General features: G+C 28.1%; 9 protein-coding genes, 1 other RNA gene and 1 pseudogene. 4 read left to right on the plus strand and 7 right to left on the minus strand.

Annotated elements, in window-relative coordinates; translation table 4 throughout:
* Positions 1–15: 15 nt before the first annotated feature.
* A complete protein-coding gene (locus tag EXC45_RS01585; protein ID WP_129693753.1) occupies positions 16–12,243 on the minus strand; it encodes an SGNH/GDSL hydrolase family protein in 12,228 nt (4,075 codons plus the stop codon).
* 261 nt (positions 12,244–12,504) lie between these two features.
* Between EXC45_RS01585 and trpS the strand changes: the two genes are divergently transcribed.
* The 4 genes from trpS (at position 12,505) to EXC45_RS01605 (ending at position 17,371) form a co-directional block, all read left to right on the plus strand.
* Complete coding sequence (trpS, locus tag EXC45_RS01590; RefSeq protein WP_036433845.1) at positions 12,505–13,515, plus strand: tryptophan--tRNA ligase; 1,011 nt, start codon at positions 12,505–12,507, stop codon at positions 13,513–13,515.
* Entirely contained in the window at positions 13,502–15,244 is a 1,743-nt protein-coding gene (gene thrS, locus EXC45_RS01595) for a threonine--tRNA ligase (protein WP_036433843.1), read from the plus strand. The genes trpS and thrS overlap by 14 nt, the downstream gene beginning before the upstream one ends.
* Positions 15,237–15,662, plus strand: a complete 426-nt coding sequence (locus EXC45_RS01600; protein WP_036433841.1) for a hypothetical protein — start codon at positions 15,237–15,239, stop codon at positions 15,660–15,662. The genes thrS and EXC45_RS01600 overlap by 8 nt, the downstream gene beginning before the upstream one ends.
* Positions 15,663–15,754: 92 nt before the next feature.
* Entirely contained in the window at positions 15,755–17,371 is a 1,617-nt protein-coding gene (locus EXC45_RS01605) for a DUF262 domain-containing protein (RefSeq protein ID WP_036433839.1), read from the plus strand.
* A 280-nt stretch (positions 17,372–17,651) separates the two neighbouring features.
* Here EXC45_RS01605 and EXC45_RS01610 read toward each other — a convergent pair.
* From EXC45_RS01610 to recA, 6 genes and pseudogenes are all read right to left on the minus strand, one after another.
* Positions 17,652–18,868: pseudogene (locus EXC45_RS01610) on the minus strand (IS3 family transposase).
* Positions 18,869–18,955: 87 nt separating this feature from the next.
* Positions 18,956–19,900 (minus strand): hypothetical protein, encoded by a 945-nt coding sequence (locus EXC45_RS01615; RefSeq protein ID WP_036433833.1) that lies wholly within the window; start codon positions 19,898–19,900, stop codon positions 18,956–18,958.
* Positions 19,901–20,926: a hypothetical protein gene (locus EXC45_RS01620; protein WP_129693754.1), complete on the minus strand. Its 1,026-nt coding sequence runs from the start codon at positions 20,924–20,926 to the stop codon at positions 19,901–19,903.
* A gap of 144 nt (positions 20,927–21,070) precedes the next feature.
* Positions 21,071–21,434: a transfer-messenger RNA gene (gene ssrA, locus EXC45_RS01625) on the minus strand.
* Positions 21,435–21,437: 3 nt separating this feature from the next.
* Entirely contained in the window at positions 21,438–21,875 is a 438-nt protein-coding gene (gene smpB / locus EXC45_RS01630; protein ID WP_036433829.1) for an SsrA-binding protein, read from the minus strand.
* 64 nt (positions 21,876–21,939) lie between these two features.
* Positions 21,940–22,911, minus strand: a complete 972-nt coding sequence (gene recA, locus EXC45_RS01635; RefSeq protein ID WP_036433826.1) for a recombinase RecA — start codon at positions 22,909–22,911, stop codon at positions 21,940–21,942.
* Positions 22,912–22,931: the final 20 nt, after the last annotated feature.

The raw sequence follows: 22,931 nt of genomic DNA on the forward strand, positions 1-22,931 counted from the left end.
CAAAGGAACCTTTACCTATTCTCTTACCCGATTAGAAGCTCCAATATACCCTCTTTCTAATGATTCTAAGAGAACCTTAGTTTTGGTTTTGCTTGGATTGTATTTATCGCGAGGTTGACTAGTACGGTAGTAAATGTATGCTAGCACTTGATCTTCTCAATAATTATTGTTATTTGTTGAACCTGAGTCATTTCCACTGGTATAAACGCTTCAGTATGATCTTCTTCCGGTTCAAGAAGTACGTGTCCCAAGTGTTTTAAGATAATTTGAATCGTTTCTAATTTGGTTTTTGTATTTATTATAAGCAGTATCTCATGCTTTTTCTTGTCCGTAAGCTACATAAGCTTCGACGGTATCATATGTGTAATTTCAGAATAATCCACCAACATTAGCTTTATCATGAAGAATTCATAACAATAATGTATGAACACGATATAAAGCTTTATATCCATCATTTAACTTAAAGTTGGTTGAATTTCAACGATTAGCAGCTGCGTCAGCGTAAATCTTTAAGAAAATAGGTCTAAAGAACAGAGCTGCAAAATCAGATACTTTTCCTTTAAGAGTAAAAATGTTATATGAATCAAATTTAACTGTCGGAGCAAATGGTTGATTTCATTTGTAATCACCATTTGGTTGATTATTATTTGAATTTGAATTATTTGAAGAAGCATTTTGATCAATTGATGAAAGTTGTAAATCTAAGAAGCCATTTAAGAATTTATAAATTCCAGTGACATTTTCTAAAGAGGAGCTTTCAAATAAACGATTAATAAATTTAGTGTATGCTTCAGGACCAATATTTGAAGTGACATTGTTGAAAAAGCCAGTTAAATCAAAGATTTTTGAAGTAAGTATATTTTGTTCATCATCACTAAGTAGTGGTGAAAGAGCAGCTGAAGTAATTGCACGATTTAATGCAAAAGCAGGATCATTAACTTTAGTAAAGTCAATTGATTTAATGTTTTCTACCATTTTATCGACAATTTTGGTTAATACATTATTATCAGCAGCTAAAGTTTTCAACAATCCGTTTGCAACTTGTTTCATCATGCTTAAATCAGCATCGTTGTCAAAATTGAATCCATATCCTTTAAGCATTTTGTGCAATATTGCCCCTACACCCTGATTAAGATCGGAATTGTTTTGGCCTGCAGTATTTTGGAATCATAATCTTACATATGTTTTAACTAAATTAGCATCAGCGTGTTGAATGAAATAATTTAATGCTTGTGGTCAGCTATTTAATTTAGCGTACTCAGTATTAGAATCCACAAAACTTGCACTTAGAAGTTTAATCACGTTCATGATGTTTCCATCACGCACAATTCTTACAATCATATTGGTAATGGTTGTTGCATCATAATCCACAATTGAAGAACCAACATTTAAACTATTTAAAATTGCTTCCAACTTACCTGGACGGTACACAAAAGATTCAATAATTTTGTGAAGTCCATTTTTAATGATATTTTTATTGTTGGTAATAGTTTGGTCGCCAATGAATTTTTTAAAGAAGTCATATTGGGTTGGTTTAATTGAAGCAACAATTTTGCTTGCAAGTTTTGGAAGAGCTTCAAAAATTGAACCTTCTTCTTCTTTAACTAAATTAATAATTCCATCAAGAACTTGATCAATTAAGCCAATTCGGTTAAACATTGGCACAAGTTCAGTTGATAATAAGTTAATTAAATTATCAATTTCGGTTGTTTTATCCACTTCAAGGAAGGTAAAGAATTTTCCAACGGCAGTTTTTACTGCTTGTTGAGATTCTTCTGAAGAGAATGTGTAAGTGATTAACTCTTTGGCTTTTGTTTTAAAGTAGGTTGTGTTTGCTTCAACATTAAAGTAGGCTTTAAGTAAGTCTAATAAAGTATTTGAAGATTCAATTTGATTTGGATTATCAACTAAAAAGGCAATAAAATGATTGATTAACTCTCTTAGTTGCGGCGCTTTAGCTCCACGATTAATCAAATTAATTAACACAGTGCTATCAAAAAGATTTTGATTAATTCATTCTTGAGTAGCGGTTGGAAGTTTGTTTCACACAAAAGTTCCAAAATCAAACTCAGTACTAAAGTGATTTAATACATTTTCGATTAGTTGCTTAATATCAGCTTTTTTAGAGACAAATGCTTGAGAGTGAGAAAGTACTCTAAATAATGATAAGACATTGCTTTCAAGATTATCCCCGGCAAATAAAGCACTAAATTGGTTTATTATAGCTGAAACAATAACGCTAAAATCACCTTGGTATCCATTTTGAGAAAGAACTTCAAAAGCTTTATCAATTACAGTGTTTGTCAATCCAAAATGTTCATTTAATGCACTAACTGTGTCTAAAAGAGATTCAATTAAACTTTGTGGGTCAGTAATGTGTTCAAAAACTCATCCGAAGTTATTGTCTTGGGCTAATTTGTAAATTATTTTTGAAACAGCATTTGTTAAAACATCGTTATTGAAAATATCACTTAAAGAGATTTGAATATTTGCTTTTAAAGAAGTCTTGAATTCTTCTGACGCGAAAATATTTTTAACTAAGTCATTATAAGTATTTGCTTGAGCAATGTTTTGAGCATTATCCAAGACATGATTAAGAGCACCAGTTATGATGTTTTGCACTGAAGAGAGTTTTAACAACTCACTTGTAGCTGTAGCTGCTTCACTTGCAGTTAAGCCATATTGCTCTAAAGTTGCTGATAAGTTTAAATCAGTAAGTAGTTTTTCAACTTCATTACTTTTGGCACCAAATGAGTAAATTACTCCTTGAATTAATTGTTTGATTTGATCTTTTTGATTTTGTAAATATTCTGAGTTTAACAGAGCTTTTACAATGTTAAAATGTGAAGATTTGAAAATTTCTATTGAAGCAGAACTTAAATTGTTAATAAACTCTGCTGCATTATTTGAAGTATTGAAACTTTCAAATAATTGATTATAAAGAGTTTCATAAACATTAGCTTGTTTTAAGATATTAACTAAATTATTTGCAGTAGCTTTAACAAATGCTTCTTTATTGAAGTTTACTAAATCCAGTCCATAAGTATCTGTGAATGCATCAAAAGCTTTAACTAGTGAATTATGTAATGCTGACTCTTTAAGCATTTTTTCAAGCATTGAAGATAAGTTAGTTTTAAGAGCATTTAAAATAGATTCTTTTTTAAAGACGCTAAAGATTAATGTTTCAGGTGTATTGAGCAAATCAAGTCACTGAGTGTCGTTTATCAATTCAGGAACACCAGCATTAATTAATTCATTAATTTCTGGATATTTCAAGACATTAGTAAGTAATGCTTTAATGTCATCTTTAGCTAAATATTTAAATATTCCTTCATTGATGTTTAAATTATCAATTGCAGGATTAATTAAGTTCGCAATTACTCCTTGTTTATTTAACCCAATGAGTAATTGAGTTAATGTTTTAACAAGACCTTCTTTATTGCTTGATACAAAACTTCAACCTAAAATTTTATCTGCAAAAGAACGAGGGTTGTTGGTTATTTTTTCTTTTAGTAAGTTTGTTAAAGTAGTTGATATTTTACCTAATTCATCAGTTGGATTTAATTTAAATGCATCTGATTTTAAGATATTAAAGATAGCGTCTAATGCTGGATTTAAGATGTCAATGCTATCTACTAAAATATTAATATTGTTTGCAAGCGCTCTTATAAAGTTATCAATTTGTGTATCAGTAACATTTACTTCATAAGTAGTTAATGTTGTTTTAAAGAACTCATATAAAATGTCCTTAATTTGTTGAGTTTCTAATAAGTCAGCAATGAGTCCTTTAATATTGGTTTCCAAATTATCAACATTGATAATCTCAAAAGTTTTGGTAATAATGTCACTGTAGCTTTGCACTGAAGAATATTCTGAAAATCTGTCAAGAGAGTTTTTAAGTACTGCATTTAAAATACCTTTAAAGTGTTCATTTGAATGAATGAATTTAATCAGTTCTTTAAACGAATTAATTGATAAGTATTTTTGTAGCTCGTTTTTGGCGTTTTCACTTAAGAAACCTTCAACTAAATTAGCAAAATCATCAGCTGAAATGCTTTCAAATACATTATTAAAAATAGTAATTAAGTCATTTTTGTTTTCAGTTAATAATCTAGAATTTGCCAGCGATCTCACTATTGCAGTTACTTTATTTTCAGTATTTTCACTAACAGAAGCTTTTAATCCATCAAAAATTGAATTAGTTAAGTGTGAAACATTATCAAAAGCAACTCCGTTTTCAGCTAGGTAATCTACAAGTGATTCATACACAATAGAAGAAATTCCAAGTTGATTATCAAAAATGTCAAATACTTCTAAAACATTATTAACAAGTCTTTGTTTATCATTAATTCCTTTTAAGAACGGTTTTAGACTTTCTTTATTTAAGAATGTGGTAATTAAATTCGAAAGAACTTCACGAGTGTGTTCATCCCGCACAATTTCATTTAGGATATTTACTACATTGGTTTTTAACGAAGTAGTAAATTCACTTTGTGAAAAGGCAATTTTAACTAAATCATTGTATGAAGATGCATTGGCAATAGTTTGGGCTGGTACTAACGCAGTAATTTTGCTGATATTGTCTGCATTAAAGTATTTATTAAAGAAGTATTCTAAAATGTTTTTAGCTTGTTCTTTATTTGGAGATTTAAAGATATTTGAATTAATAATTGCTTTAACTGTTGCAAATTCACTTAAACGAGCAGTTGATACAAACTCTTTTAAAGTTGCATTTAAAGCATTTTGCAATGAAGTTTCAGAATTTAATTTATTAGCAAATAAATCAATTAGTTTAGCCACTAAAGTAGAATCGTTATCTTTTGAATTTAATTCATTTAAAGCTGATTTAATACCTTGAGCAAAACTTAAATCAATTGTTTGATTATAACCTTCTTTAGTTAGTAAAGCATTAACGGCTTTTTGAATTACTAAATCTAAGTTGTTTGAATTAAGTATTTTTTGCAGTAATGAATTAATTTCAGCTTTATTAGTTACTAGAACATTTGAACCTTTTAAAACTTGATAAATTAAAGTATTTTTATCGTTAAAGACATTAACTCATTCATTATTATTAACTAAATAATGAATTAATGTGTCAGTAATTGGAGTAACATTTTCTACATTTACTAATTCATCCACTAACGCTTTAAGGGCATCTTTGTTTAAATAAGATTCAACATCTCCAGTTACTGAATCAATTGCGTTTTTAATCACGCTCTGAACTGTATTGTTTTTAAGTAGTGAATTTAATAATGTTTTTAAAATGTCTTCGAGTGCTGTTTTATTGTTGCTTCAAATATTTGAAGAGACAATTTTATGGATAAATTGTTGTTGGTTTTCATTAAATTTGTTTAAAACAATATCCACAAGTGGTTGGAATAATTGAGAATTTAATTGAACATTTTCTTGTGTTGCTAATGAAGCAAGAACTTCAAACAATTTGTTTACTAATGAATCATAAATTTGTAAGTCTTTAAGTAAATCAACAACTCCTTCAACAACATCACTTGATAAGTGAGTGAGTAATGCATTATCTACTGAAGCAAATTTTGTAGCTAAAACGTTTGTTAAAGTACTTTTAGCAATTGATTTAAATTTATCATCAGAAGTTAAATCTTCAACAATGGCAACAAAAGCGTCTTTTCCTTTGTTGTTTAAATCTAATTTAGAAAGCAATAATTTTAATAAATCATTGTAGGTGTGAGCATTATTTAAAGCGTCTTTATCTTTTAATAACTCAGAAGTAGCACTTAAAACAAATGTTTTAAATTGGGGAATACCAAAAATTCTTTGAACAAAGTATTTCAAATCATCATTTGAAATATATTGATTAATTTCCATCTTAAGATTTGATGGAATAAGAGAAATTAATTGGTCAACAAAATCTTCATTTGATTGAACTCTTTCATAGATGTTTTCAACAATTTTATTAATCTTAGTTTCATGTTTTGGAAGCATTTGGTTTGCCACTAAATGAATTAATTTGACTACATTAGTTTCATCAGAAAGCAATGTAGATAATTTATTTATTAATTTAGCGACAAAATCATTTATTGAAATAGCTTGTTTATCTTGAGCAAACTCTAAAACAGCTTCAAAGACTTTTTCAAGTAAATTAAATTCTCTATCTAATGACTCAACCAAAGTGAAAACGTCTTTAAACAATTCTTGAGGAGACTCAACATCTTTTAACACTCATGAATAATTTGAATTAGAAACATAATTGTAAATGAGGGTTCCTAAAATTTCTTGAAGAGCTGGATTTTTTAATACCTTATCTACTAAATAAATAATGTTGGTTTTAATAGAAGTAATAAAGTGTTCATCTTTAAGGATTTTAAAGGCTAAATCTGAGTAGTTTTGAGATTTAGATAATTCCAAAGCGTTATCAATAACAAACTCTAAAGCTTTTTTAAATAATTCAATAGTTTTTGTATCTTTTAATGTTTCTTTTACAAAGTCATTTAATTGAGTTATTTGTGTTGAATTTAAATTCGCTGAAGTAAGCGCATTTGTTAAATCAACTTTTGCCACTAAATTACTGTAATGATCTTTGGTGGTAAATTGGTTAATAAAACTAAGCGCAACTTCTTTTAATACATCGATATTTTCAGTAAATAATTCACTTGCTAATAGATGTTTGATTAAATTAAAGTCACTAAAGTCAAATGATTTAGTAATTGCTGATGAAATATTTTGAGCAATTAAATCAATATCTTTGTGTTGGTTAATTAAAGCAAAAACATTATTAACTAATTTATCAAGTGAGCCAATTGATTCTAAATAAGGAATTATTGAATTAAGTAAATTTCTTGACACAACAGTTAATTTATTTAAATCAAATTCATAACCATTGTCAGTAGCTAATTTGTGTGCTACTTTTGCTAGAGTTTTTCTGAGTTTATTTTCTTGCAAGATTTCTTTTAAAAGTGGAGCAATATTATCTTGAAGTCTTTCTGCAAAAGTATCAATTTTTAAAATTTCATTAATAAGTGCTTTAGGATCATTTAAATGATCAACTCAATTTGAGTTGTGAATTAATAAATCAATTGCATCAAAAACAAAAGCTTTAAAATTATTGGATTTAACAATGTTTAAAAGTAAATCTCCAATTTCTTCAGCGTCCACATATAAACTTGCTGGTTCTTTAAGTAATTGTGGAATAATAGTGTTTTTGATAATTGAATCTAAAATATCATTTTTTTCTAAAATGCCATAAATTGCTTTAATCAAATCACTTAAAGCTTCCTTATTGTTAGCAAAAACATCTAAATTAAAGACTTTTTTAATAAATGCTTGCGGATCTGAAGATACTTTAGCAGCAAAAATGGTTCCTAAATCGTTTGGAAGTTCTTTTAATATATCAAGAGGTCTATCACTTGTAGCTGCTTGAGAAAGTTTTTCAAAAACCTTTTCAAAAATTGGATCAAGAAGTTCAAAAGCATCAATAGTTGCTTTAAGGTTATTGCTTAAATCTTCAATAAATTTAGCATTATGTTCTGAGGTTGGATCTAAATTCAAGTATTGATAAACTGAAGTGAATACGCTCTTTAGAAGAGGTTTGAATTGCTGCTGTGCAATTAAACTTTCAAGCAATGATTTACTTGGTGATTTAATGGCATTAAAATCAATGATTTTCACTATTTTTGAGATCAAATCATTAAGTGATTGAGAATCTCTTAATGATACTGATGAATCTAAAATATTATTTACAACAGTTTTTAAAATTACTTTAGTATCATCTAGACTTAAAATTAAATTAACTAGAGAGTTAAATTTCTCTTTTGTTATTGATTGTTCAATAAACTCCTTAGATGTTTGTGGTAAGAAGTTAAAAATAATTGAGGCAACATCTAAATCTGCTAATTTCTCAATAATATTGGTAAGCAAGGTTTTAAGATAGCTTTTATTGTTGTTTAAAAAGTTCGAATCAATCACATTATTAATTAATTGAACTAATTTTAATGCATCTTCATCAGTTGAAAATTCAAAAGTGTTTTCAGCGGCATGAGTTAAACTTCTAATAATTATTTCGCCAAATTGAGAAGCTCCTGCTACATGAATATTTGTTAATGCATCTTCAATAAAATTGTTAATAAATTCACTAACAAGTGGATTATTACCCACAAACAAGAGTAAATCTGATACAGCCTGATCAGTTTGTTCTTGAGTTAATTTGGTATCTAAATGAGCTTTTACTAAATATGAATGCACACTTTGCGCAATTAAACGCTTAACAGTTGAATTTGATAATAAATTAGACACTAAAGCTTTTAGCGGTTCTTTAAGAGCTAAAATTTCATCTTTATTTTCGGTTAATTTATCTAAAAATTCGTTATAGGTTTGTGAAGTAGCAATTTCTTTTGCGTGATCAAGAATTAAATTAAACGCTGTTTTAGATACAGTAACAAAATTAGGATCAGCAAATATACTTGCAAAAAGAGTTTGTACTTCTTGATCTTGAACATTTAAAGATGCTAAAACATTATGCAATTTAAGATCTTGGACAAAAACATTTAGCTTTGAAGAATTTTGTAATTGAGTGACAAAACTTTCAAAAAGGTTTTTTAGTGTGTCTTTGTGGTCTTTGATTAAAGCTGAATTTAAAATACTATTAATTAATAAAGGTGAATTAGTAATGTCAAGCGCTTTTAAAGTAGCATTCTTTAAATTATTTAACACTTCTGGAAGCGAATTAGATGATTGAACATCTGTAAAAAGAAGTTCAAGTCAGCGATCTTTTAAATTATTATTACCAATAATTTCTTTGACAAAACCAGGCAATTGTGATCCTAATTCTTCTAAAGAAACAGTATCTAAAGTAACGTCATATTTAGCCAATAAAGCGTTAACTAGTTTAGCAAAAGTTTTACTAAAGTGAGCATTATCAATGCTTTGATCAATAAAGATGCTTAAAGTGTTTTGAAGTGTTGATTGTAATTGAGGATCTTTTAAGATTGTCACCAAGAAATCTTCAAAATTATTAACTTCTCCTTTTCATACTTGATGAGAAATAACAAAATCAAAAGAATTAATTAAAAGATCTTTTAAAGATGATTGCTTAATAAAGCTATCAATAAATGAGTTTAATTCATTTACATCAAAGTAAGTTTCAATTGTTTCTGTTCCAATAGCTTTATTTAAAACATTTTTAGCTAAAGATGCTAAAGTATCATCGGCATTTAAATGATCTCATAAAGCACTTAAAATCTCTTTGAGCGCTGCACGATTATCAGGTTGTTGAATTAAATCTAAATTAATTAATCCTTTGATAAATTCATAAACATTATCATTAACTTTATGACTAAAAATTTCTAAAATTGATGCTGGAATGGTGCTTAAAATTTCAATTGAATTGTCCTGTGTTTGAGCTAATTGAAGTTTTTCAAAAATAACATCAATGATTTGATTGTGAACTCCTAGATAGTTGATAATATCATCTAATGAATTAGCTGCAGATTTGGCAAAGTTTTTAATTGTATTTTTAGTAACATCTACATTGATTTTTTCAAAAGCATTAAGCAACACTTTTTCAACAATTGCAGCAAATTTTTCTGAGCTTAAAACGCTATTTATAATAGCTTTTAAATTTTCTTTAATAGTATCTAAATTAATTGAACGAAGCAGTTTTTGAATTAACTCTTCAAAGGTTTCAAATTCACTAAATTGTGCTGAATTATCAACTAATGAACCAACAATGGTATTTATAGTGTCTTTTGTTTGAGGTAGCTCTAAAACAAAACCAAGTAAATCTTTGAAGTTATCTTTACCAACATATTCTCTAATTTGAGCAGATATTGGCGAAGGAATTAAATCCAAAATAAAAGATGGTAATGAAATTTTTTGTGAATTAAGAATGTTGTTGACTAAACTTTTAAGAAATTCTTTGTTTCCTTTGATAATTTCAGAAGCAAAAAGATTTTTTAAAAATGCAATCAACCGCTCATTGTTATTATTAAAATCAAAGAAACTTCCAAATACATTAGCTAAAGATGAAGTAAGTACACTTGATAAATCAGTTGAAGGATTAGCGTTTAAATTATTTAGCACACCTTTAATTAAATCTTTTAATAATCCATCTCTTAGAAGAGAATCACTAGCAAAAGTTAAAAGATCTTTGGTAAATTTAGTTGTTTGTTCAGAAGTGATGTTTGCATGTAAATCATTATTTTTAAGATATTCATACAAAATATCAGCAATTAAATCTTGAATTTCAGGTGTTTCTAATACATAACCAGCAATAGCTGATAAAGAATTAGCTATTGCATCAAAATCTTCTGTATTTTGTAAAAAGGCTAAAATGATATCTTTGTAGTTTTGAACATTTTCAAAGTTTTCTGAACGATTAATAAAAATATTTGAAATGGTGTGTAATATATTTTCAAAGTTTTCATCGGATAAAATTTTGTTTAATAAGGTTTTAATTGCTTCTTGATTGAGTTTGTTTTTTGTAAATTGAGAAATAATTGAAGCAAGCGAATTGATAATTTTATCTTTGTAAATGTTTAAACCGTTTGTCAAAATAGTATTGAGTAATTCAGTTAATTGTTCTTTATTGTTTTTAATTAAGTTAGAACGTGCAATTACACCTACTAATTTGGCAATATTGCTTTCATTTAAAAACGCTGAAAGAGCAACAGGACCTAACTGTTGCAAGGTTAATTGATTTTTATTTTTAAGTTCCCTTAAGGTGCTTTGAAGATTGTAAAATCCATCTTGAATGATTCCAGAAGCTTGAAATTTTTCGTTAAAATCTCCAAAAATTTCTTTTTTGTCTTCGCTAAATAACAATTGGGTTAATACACCTTGTGGATCAAGTTCTTTATAAAAGTTTTGTTTTGTTAAAGTGTTAATTCCTGAATATAGCAGATCTTCAAAAATATTGGTCAAGTCAATGATTCTTTGTCCAAAATTTCGTTCACTTCTAAGTGATTGAATTTGTTTTTCTTGCTCTGAAAGAGAATTAATGTATTCAAATGAAGTATTTCCAAAAATTTTAGTTGAATCTTGAGTTGGTTGGATTTGTAATTCTAATGAATCAGAATCACTATTTAAAAATTCTTCATTAAAATCATAATTACCGTAATTTTGAATTCCTAATTTATCTACACTTAGTTTTAAGTATAAATCTTGAGCCATTTTTTTATACCCAAAAGTATTAGGGTGAATATCAAGTAAAATGGTTGATAATGAGTTAGCGTTTTTACTTCAAAAATCTTCATTATATAAATTAACATAATTTATTGAAGTAATTTTAGCTGTACTTTTAAGCGCTGAGTTAAGTACCCCTAGTAAATAATCTAGCGGTTTGATGTTTAAAGGTAAATTATTAAAAAGACTTTTAAGATAATCATCAAATAATTCTTTTAGTCCCAACATAGGTACTGGGTAGCTTATAAGGTTGATATTTGCATGTGGAGCTAACACTTTAATGGTGCTAATTAAAGTGTTAATTCGTTTACTCATTTCAGTTAAACTCTTACCTAACACATCATTGACAAATTTTGCCAATTCTCCATATGATGGATTAGCAGAAGTAAGAGTTTTGAAAACATCACTTAAATTGTAATTTTTAATATTAGAAGTAATTAATTGGAATAAATCATTTGCTCCAATTGAAAAAGTTACTAAATTAGCTTTAGCAAGTCTGTTTTTAAAATCATTTAAAACAGTCTCATAATTTTCTTTATATTTTTTAGCAAAACGATTAGTTTTAGATGCTGGTTGATAGTCCACTCCTAAAAAAGTTAATCAGTCAAGAGCAGTTGACCCTGAATAGGCAAAATTTTTAAATTCAGCTACTCGATTGTTATTGTTAAGCATTCTAGCTAAAAAAGCCGGATATGAAAGACCAGTAATTGTACCATTAGAAAGTTTTTCACCTTGGAAATCAGTTGGTAATGTTCCGTCAAAACCAGCTGTGATTGAATCTCCAAAAGCCACATAATTAATTTTCTGTTCTGCACTAATGTAGTTTTTTGAAGCGCTCTTAGGAGCATTTGCTTCAACTGGGTTACCAAATAATGAAACTGTAGTTTCTGGTTTGTTTTTATCGTTTACATTATTTCCTAAATCAGTTGTTGGTTTTGCAACATTAACATTTTCAATAGGGGGTAATAAATCAATTTGTGGATCCTCTTTTTGAATTGGTGTTGACGAACCTGGAGCATTACATGAAGCAACATATGCTCCCGATACCGAAAGCAATGCTAAACTCATAACTAAACTTTTTCTTTTTGACATATCATTCTCCTTGGTGTAATACTTATAGTATTACAAGTTTGATAATCATTTCTAATAAATATGCTTATTATACTAAATGTTCAAAAAAAGAAAAATTTAGCAAAACTCTGGCAAAAACTTAAAAACTGGCTCTAAATGCACTTTTTTGACACTTTTTTGTTCGTTTTTTTATCAATAAACACTAATGCATAATTCAACTAACGTAATATGCTTTTTGTTTTATAATTTAAGTACTTTTATTAGCGTTATTTAAGGAGAAAAATGAAGCGACTAGTGAGCGGAATTAAACCAACTGGAGAATTAACTTTAGGAAACTACATTGGAGCTATTAAAAACTTCATTGAATTACAAAACAATTATGAATCTTACTTTTTTGTAGCTGATATGCACGCGCTAACGACTGGAACGGTAAACCCTAAAGAGCTTGAACAAGCACGTAAAAGTACAGTAGCATTATATTTAGCTTGTGGTTTAGACCCACAAAAAGCAACTATTTTTTACCAATCATCAATTTTAGAGCACGCACAAATGATGTGACTTTGTAATTCTGAAACCACCGTTGGTGAGCTTGAAAGAATGACTCAATTCAAAGATAAATCACAAAAATTAACCCAATCAAATGGTACGATGAAAATCCCAAGTAATTTACTCATGTATCCTGTGTTAATGGCAGCGGATATTTTACTTTATAACCCTGAAGTTGTGCCTGTTGGTGAAGATCAAGTTCAACATATCGAACTAACTCGAAACATAGCTGAAAGATTAAATCGTAAATACAAGCTAAATTTAAATGTTCCAACTGGATTTATTCCTAAACTAGGTGCTAGAGTTAAATCACTATCAGATCCAAATGTAAAAATGTCTAAAAGCGAAAAAAGCGCAAAAGGAACTATTTATTTACTTGAAGATCCTGAAAGTGCTTACAAAAAAATTCAAAAAGCAGTTACTGATTCTGAAGGGAAAGTTTACATTTCTGAACAAAAACCAGGAGTGTTAAATTTACTTACCATTTATGCTTCGCTAGAAAACATTTCACTTGAAGAAGCTGAATTACACTTTAAAGACGCAAACTACAAAGAATTTAAACATGAAGTTGGAATGAGTGTCAAAAATTTACTCACAAACATTCAACAAAAATACAATGACTCACTGAATTTAGTTAATGATGTAGTCAACCAAGGAAAACTAAAAGCCCACAAAATTGCACGTCAAATTACCAATGAAGTGCAATTGCACATGGGATTATACGGAGAAAATAATGAAAGCAAATAAAGAATTAAACCATACAACAAGCCACCTTCTTGGTGCAGCTGTTGAAAAACTTTATCCTAATGTGAAATTAGGATTTGGTCCAGCTACAGATGAAGGGTTTTATTATGATTTTGAATTTGAAAACCCTCTTAGTGACAATGAACTTTTAAAAATCGAAAAGATGATGAAAAAACTTGCTTCACGTAACTTAGTTATGAAGGAAGTGTCACTTCAAGATTATTCTTTTGAAAATAAACCTTACAAACTTGAACTTTACGAAGAGCTTAAAGCAGCTGGCAAAAACATCACATTTTATGCACTAGTAGATCCGTTAAATAATGAAAAAGTTTTTGTCGATCTTTGTGCTGGAGGACACGTTGAAAGTACTAAAAACATCAAAAACTTCAAACTACTTTCACTAGCTGGAGCTTACTGAAGAGGAAATTCAGATAACATTCAATTAACCAGAATTTACGGAACAAGTTGAGAAACCAAAGAAGAGCTTGAACAGTATTTAGCTATTTTACAAGACCGTAAAGAAAGAGATCACCGTAAAATCGGGAAAGAAATGAAACTCTTTACTTTCCACCCTTTTGCAGGTCAAGGATTTCCAATTTGACTTGAAGATGGAATGTACATTCACAATGAAATTAAAAACTTAATTTTAAAAATGGACCGTAAATACGGAATGACTGAAGTACTTACTCCACACTTTGGAGAAGAAACTCTTTATTTAACCTCAGGGCATTTAGCTCACTACAAAGACGACATGTTCAAACCAGTAGTAGCTGATAATCAAAAACTTTACCCACGTCCAATGACTTGCCCGCACCACGTGATTTGTTATAACCACGAAAAAAGATCTTATCGTGATTTACCACTTCGTTTTTCAGAACAATCACAACTATACAGATATGAAAAATCAGGAGCTTTAACCGGTCTTGAAAGAGTTAGAGGAATGCTTTTAACTGAAGGACATTTATTTGTTCGTAAAGATCAAATTGCTTCTGAATTTAAATACATGTATGAACTCATTAAAGAAACATTGGGAATCTTTAAAATTAAAATTGATTACATCTCACTTTCTTTAAGAGACAAAGATAATAAAGAAAAATACTATGATAATGACCAAATGTGAGATGAGGCCGAAAACCAACTTAGAGCCGTTCTTAATGAACTTGGTGTTAAATATGAAGAAAAAACTGGTGAAGCTGCCTTTTATGGTCCAAAAATGGACATTCAAATCTTCACTGCTTTAGGACATGAAATTACTGTTTCAACATTGCAATTAGACTTCTTGCTTCCAGAACGCTTTGGAATTACATTCACTAACAAAGAAGGTAAAGAAGAAATGCCGATTTTAATTCATAGAGGATTAATTGGGACTTATGAACGTTTTGTGGCCATTTTACTTGAACAAACTAAAGGTGTATTGCCATTTTGACTTGCTCCTAAACAAGTAACAGTAATTCCAGTAAATATGGAACATGATTTTGAATATGCTAAAGAAGTTAATGATAAATTATACGCTTTAGGAATTAGAAGTAAACTTGATTCGCGTGATGAAAGAATGAACAAAAAAATTCGTGAAGCGCAAATGTCAAAATCTAAATACCAAGTGATTTTAGGTGAAAACGAAAGATTAAACAACACCGTTTCATTCCGTAAATACGGAGAAAACAACACTGAAACCCTTCCTTTTGAAGAGTTTGCAAACTTATTATTAAAACTGAAAAACAATTATGAATAATTCAAAATTATCACTGACAATAAGAATAATCTTATGAAGCTTATTTGCTATTAATTTAATTGCTTTACTTGTAGTAACTAAATCTATTACAGGTTTAGTGCTAAATTATCCTCCTTATGTAAAATTAACGCTAACACTCACAACAATGCTCCTTTGGACACTAATAAGTACGTTTATGATCGTATTTAGAATTTCTAAAATAACCACCCATTACATGGTGATGTTTATTTTAGGGGTAGCGTTAGCTATTGGTTGAATTCCTCTTTATTTAACTGACAAAAAGCAATTTTCTTGAATATATTTTAAAGGTGATGTTTTTGCAATTTCAGCAATACTAGCGCTAAATTACTTTTTGAATTTAATAATTGTCAAACGAAAATTAATAATTACACTAAGAAAATACCTAAAAATCAAATAGGTATTTTTATTTAGTTTAAAATTATTATATAAGCGCATTTTTTGCTTAAACTGATTTGATAAATTAATACGAAACATTCGCAAAGAGGTCATATGACAACAAAAAGTAAAAACTCTTATGAAAACCTAAGTGCTATTGAAGCCCTAAATAAAGCCAATACAAACATCTTGCTAATTCCAGATATTCAACGAGATTATGTTTGAGATGTTGAAGACATCGAAAGTCTGTTTGATTCAATAGTTAGAAATTTTCCAATCGGATCTTTTATTTTTTTCAAAACCACATCTCAATATATTAGGGAATGTAAATTAAATTTATACAGCTTTTTTCATAAGTATAGAAAATCTGATACAAAAAATCAACAGGTTCCTAAAAATATAATAGACGGTATAGATCGTTATATTGTTATTGATGGTCAACAAAGATTAACTTCGCTTAATATTGGTTTATATGGATACTATGAAGTATACAAAGGAGGAAGAGGTAAAAAAAGAAACGAAAACGAGAACTGAGCTAAAAAAGAACTTTATTACAATATGAGATATTACGATAATGAAGACTATAGTTCTGAAGATACTGCAGAAAATAGTCAAGATAATAAAGTTAACAAAAGATTTGTCTTCTTGGAAGAAAAACAGATGAGTGAAAAGCAAAAACAAAATTTTATAAAAATAAAAGAAGTAATTTTTAAATCAAATCGAAAGGAATTTATTAAAGAAATTGAAGAAAAATATAGTTTTAATAAGAAAAAATTCAGTCGCTCTTTTAGGGATCTTGAAATTTTACGTACAAGATTACATGAAAAAAAGTCCAACGCATTAGTTCATTACTATTCGGTTAATGAAAATGATTATAATAATGCTGTTGATATTTTTATCAAAACAAACGGAAGTGGAAAAAAACTATCAAAATCAGATTTAATTTTCTCTGCTTTAGTTTCTTATTGACCAGAAGGAAAGGAAAAAATAGATTCTTTATTGAAATCAATAAACGGAATAAACGTTGATGAAAAACGCAGATTTAACTTTAGCCGAGATTACTTAATTCTTGCCTGTTTGATCTTGTTGGATAAAAGTGCTAGACTGAAAATTTCTGACTTGACCGAAAGCGTAATTGAAGACATTCAAAAAAAATGAGAAAAATTTGAACATGCATTTAATCAGTTGGTGAATATACTAAAATATTTTAAATTAGAAGATAAACTAATACCTTCCTATAATGCGACTATACCTGTTCTTTATTTTATATTCAAAACTTCAAAATTTGATGATACAAAAAAGATATACGTAAACAAAAATTTGGAAACCTCTAAGTTTGAAATATTCAAATATTTAATAATTTCTTTCGCTAAAAATCTTTTTGGTATGTCCAGTTCTTCTTCATTGGATAGAATAAGAAATATATTGAATGAGAAATTTTGCAAAGAAAAAAATCTGTTTAAAATACAATTTACAGTTGATCTTTTTGATGATATTGAAGTTGTTGGTTTACGAAATTTTAAAGTAGATCAAGAAGAAATTGAAAGATGAATAAGAAAATTCAAATACAATTCTCACTATTCTCATGCATACATGTTATTGAAATTATTGTATCGAGATCTTGATAATTTTTTAAAATTCGATCTAGATCATTGTCATCCTAAAAATCCTGAGAACGGATATATTGGAACATTGGATAAAATTTTTGAAATGAAAAGAAACATTCTTTAGCTAATTTACAATTTATTACTGACATAGAAAACGAGGAGAAAAGTAATAAACCTTTGGACCTTTGGATTTATTCTTCATGCGAAAGAAATAACAAACATGTTATAAAATTTATCGACGAAACAGAATCACTTGAATTATTTAATATTAATAAATTTGATGTTTTCTTAAAAACTAGGGAAACAGAAATGATAAAAGAACTATGCAAGATATTCAAAATAAATTACAAAGAAAAATCAAATGAAATTGTTAAACAATAAAACACTAAAAAAATAAATAGACACTAAACTAGGATATAAAAGTTCGACAGTTTAAAAACATGTGCATCTCAACATTGTTGAGGTGCTTTTCAGTTTATTTTAGATTTAAATCTTTCATTATTGTATCAATTAATATAATTTCTTATTAATTCGTTTAATTCTTTGAATTTCATATATTTTACTTTAGGATCGTTTAAACATTCACTTTTAATAACTGAGAAAAAATATTTAGCTTCTTTGTTATCTAATGAACTTACAATTCTTCCCATTGATATTCGACCATTGTTTTACTCAACAACTTTTTAATACTCTTTTGAAGAGTATTAAAAACCACGATCTGAATGAATTATTTATTCTTGGTCAAACTTAATGTTCTTTATACGATTTAGAACAAAATCTAAATCATTGTGTTTACTTGAATTTCAATTTATTATTTTTTGGTTTTGTGATGTATTGCTATAGAAAGAAAAAGATGATTTCCTATTTCACTATAAATATTTGGAGTATATGAAACATCTGTTGTAAAAATATTGTTTGTTTATCCAGAAAAATCTCTTTTCACTAAATCTTGAAATTTAACATTTAAATTCTTAATCTCTATTTTTCTTTTTCCAACACGAATTGAGCATCTTAAATTGATTTTTTTGCATAATTCTCCCGATTTTTCGGTAATTTGTGCATTTACCATATTTTTTAAGAATATAAATTTCAAGTCTTTTTATACCGTATCTTTATTTCTTTTCAAAGAAAGATTTAATAATTAAATCAATTGTTTCTTTATCTTCAGTAAAAATTCTTCCTTTTGATTTAAGTTTGTAATAGTATGTAGATTTAGGGATTCCGAATTCTTTTGTTAAAACTCTAGCACTTAGTTTTTTGCTTGAACTTTAATTTTTTTGAATTTATTTTTCAAATATTTCAGGAAAAATCTCTCTGTATATTTTCACTATTTCTTCTAGATCTGTTCTTGAGTATTGACTGGGGTCAGGTCTTTTTAAAGGTCTTCCAGAACCCTTTCCTTTCTTTGGGTTTGTTCTAGTTTTTGCCACTAAAACATATTGATTGGTTTGAAATTATTTATATTTTTTTCTAAATCAACATCTAACATAAGGATTTGTTCAATCTTTTTTAAATTGATTTTTTGTCAAAAATAGATATTCGCTATATTAAATTATCTTATCATTATAATTTTCATATAGCTTAAATCACTTTTTCACTCTAAAGGATTTAACTGTTTTATAACTTTTCCTACAAAGATTATATAAAAAGGACAAGAATGTACAATTTTCTTGTCCTGGTTTATTACTTGTTCCGTCTTATTTAGATGCTATTTTTTTATATTATCTTTAAAATTTTTAAATATTTCTTTAATTAAGTCATGAGGAATTGCGCTTGCAGGTCCAGCTTCAGATAATTGTTCGTTTACCATTTTGTTCTTTTGGTTGTATGTCTTTTGATTTTTCATAACAAAATCCATTCCGCCCATTCCTGATTTAGCATTCCTTGCCTTTATCATTTTTTTAATAGATGCAAGTCCCAACATTCTGCTATCTAGAGATTTAGGAACTTTTGTATTAGGATCGTCTTTCAAGACATAATATTTTACTCCGTCAATTTCCTCTATAGTATATGGAGGCTCTATCTTCCCTTTTAGTAAGTCCATTTTTAAATTTGAGAAAAATATTGTTGGTTTAGTAGTTAAAAAACCATACTTACCCAAAGATGCTTCATTAAAGAAATGAGATTCACTATCATAAAAATCTCTTTTATTGTATTTTATATATTTTCACATCAATGAATGTTTTGGATTTTCGATATACCATAATTTGGGTTTATAATGTTTTATCAACTCAATAGTATTATTTATACATCTTTCCCCAAGTCTTTTAATAAATAGTTGAACATCGCTCTTTAAATTCTTTGTAAATCCACCTTTTAGCATTTCAAATTCATCAACTGATCTTTCGACAAGTTCTGTTCTTGTTTCATCTTTATATTTTCAAAAACAAGTTCCTCCACCTTTCATATTTAGAACACAACTAAAAGATTGACAAAGAGGGCTCGCAACGATAATATCAGGTTTAGGGTATTTTTTAAAAATATCTACTATATTTTCCTGTGATAAATCAAATTTAAAATGTTTATCTCTGGTTGGTTCAGTGACATCGAATGTATAAATATCAAAAAATTCTAACATGTCATTTTCTTTTAAAGAGTTAAAAACACTGTTCTGTCCACCACCAAACAAATCTCATACAACAATCTTTTTCATCTATCTCATCTCGTTTCTATAATAATCCTTAAGGTCATCAATGTTTTTAAAAACGGTGTTATTGTTTAAATATTTTACAAACTTTTCCTTTTTTTCAATGGATAAAGAGGAAAAAATATTATCAATTATATCAGAATTTAGAGATTGATTATTGCTGTGAATGCTATTGTGACAAATTTGACATAATGGATAGATATTAATTTCATCATGAACAATTTTTCAATCTAAAAAATCATTAAAGTTATTTTTAAAATATTTCCGAGGGACTAGATGATGAAAATCTAAAGGTAAATTCAAGTTTGTATTTTCTAAAGCTTCTTTTGTTCTTTTTCAATCAATTTTCATTCTACATGATTCTTCACTAATATGATTGGACACACAAGAATGATCGTAATATTCTAATAATGATATTTTTGTAACATTTGGAATTTGTGGGTCTGATATGTTTTTTACTAGTCCAAAAAATTTATCATAATAACTGAAATTGGTTGTATTTTCAACGTGATTTAGAGATGTAATAAAACTGTCTTTATCGAAAGATTTGTCTGATAATGTAATAAAAGAATATTTCAAAATATCCATATCATCCAATTTTTTAGATTTAATTTTTTTGTATTGTATTCCTGGATAATTTACAAAAGTTTCGAACTGTTGAAGGTCGAAATGTATAAAACTATTGCTTGAGTTTGTTGAAAAGTTATATCCATAAAATGATTTTGATGAAAAGATAAAAAATTTTAAATCATTGTCTTCTTTAACTCCTGCTACTAAGTAAGAATTATTTTTATATCCATTTTCTGATGAAAATTTCAAAAACTTGTCATTTCTAATTCTAACAGCATTCGGATGTGTTTTTAAACACATTGAAGTTATATTTGATAGAAATAAATTTTTCCCAAGTTCTAAACCCATATCATTTAATAAAAAATTATAAAACTTGCTATTTAAGATGTCTTGTTTTGATAATTTTATACATTTCAAAAAGTTCATGACATCTTGATATTTATTGAAATATAAGTTTTTCATGCAATAAATTATATTACACATAAATATTTAATTAATTTTGATATTAAAAAAATAGATAATAAACGATTATATATCAAAAAATATAAACGTATTCTAATATAAAAAAATCATTGATCTAAATCAATGAATATGAACATAAAAAAATGGTGGAGATGACGGGAGTCGAACCCGTGTCCACACACAAATAAGAATAAGCTTCTACAGTTTAGTTTATTTTCAATAAGTAAATAAATCTAAAAACAAACAAAATCTAATTTATTACTTTGGCAATCTTCATGCATAAGGAGCCACATTATGCACTATCCTTTAGACCCATCATTCCAATAAAGGAGTTTTGGATGATGACTTTGTCGCTAATTAAAATGCGTAAGCAAAGGTTTGGTTTTGTACCATCATTGATGATGAAACTTTTTCAGATTTTCCGTTTATTAAAACCTAGTAGTTTTTAAAGTGAACCACACTACTGCCACTTACAAATACCTGCATATGTCGAAACCATTACATCCCCAAATTAAAGGTAATTCTTAATGACCTTTTGCAAGCGTTTTTGAGTTTCTTCTTTGGCTATTTTATCTCGTTTATCATATTTTTTAAGACCTTTAGCAACTGCTATTTCTACCTTTACTTTTCCTTTAGTAAAGTAAAGTTTTAATGGAATTAAAGTAACTTGCTGAGTTTCTAAAGTAAATTTTAGTTTTCGAATCTCATTTTTGTGTAAAAGTAATTTACGTTCACGAGTTTCATCTACTTTGAGTAACATGTATTTATTAAAAAATGCTTCTTTTAAATAAATCTCATTTTTGTATATTGAGCAATAAGCGTTTGACAAATCTACTTGATTGGCTCGACAAGATTTAACTTCTCAACCCAAAAGAGAAATACCCGCTTCATATTTGTCAAGTATTTCATAATCTCGAAAAGCTTTTTTGTTACTTGAGATAATCTTCATAATAGCATATTAATTTTAACATTTAAGCTCAAAATAATAAAAAGAAATCAAGGAATGACCTTGATTAACTTTGTAGTTTGGCAATTAATTTTTCCTTAATTTCAGGATTTTCAAATAAATAATCTTTCATGGCTTTTTTGCCTTGAGCGACATTTTTACCTTCGTAAGAATATCAAGCTCCTTTTTTGATTAATTCACCATTTTCGACACTTAAATCAATTATTTCTCCTAAAGTGTCAATTCCACGCGAAAACAATATTTCACTACTTCCGGTTTTATAAGGAGCTGAAAGTTTGTTTTTGACAATTTTAAATTTCACTTCATTACCCACTGAGTCTTTGCCTTCTCCTAAAATTGAACCTTTTCTTACTTCAATGCGAATTGAAGAATAAAACTTGAGTGCTCTTCCACCAGTAGTGGTTTCTGGACTTCCAAATATTACCCCTACTTTTTCACGAATTTGATTAATAAAAATAACGGTAGTTTTGTTTTTATTTAAACTAGCAGTAATTTTCCGTAAAGCTTTAGACATAAGGCGAGCTTGTAGACCAATTTGTTGATCTTTCATTTCTCCATTTAGCTCAGCTTCAGGTACAAGAGCTGCCACTGAATCAACCACAATTAAATCAACATGACCACTTTTGGCAAGTAAATCAACAATCTCTAAAGCTTGTTCTCCTGAATCAGGTTGAGAAAGCAATAATGTATCAACATTAACTCCTATGTTTTGAGCATACACTGGATCAATTGAATGCTCAGCATCAATAAAAGCAGCAATACCACCTAATTTTTGAATTTCCGCAATAGCATGTAGTGAAAGTGTAGTTTTTCCACAACTTTCAGGACCATAAATTTCAATAATTCTACCTTTTGGTAGACCATTAATTCCGAGTAATTTATTTAATACAAAACTACCACTTGAAAACACTTCGGTGTTTGCGTGTGGGATGTCTCCTAAAATCATAATTGATTCGCTACCAAAACGCTTTTCGATTTCTTTTAAGGTTTCTTTAATTAATATTTCTTTTTCATTCATACTAACTCCATTCAGTTAGT

The organism is Mycoplasmopsis columboralis (assembly GCF_900660675.1).
GTDB classification, from domain to species: domain Bacteria; phylum Bacillota_I; class Bacilli_A; order Mycoplasmatales; family Metamycoplasmataceae; genus Mycoplasmopsis; species Mycoplasmopsis columboralis.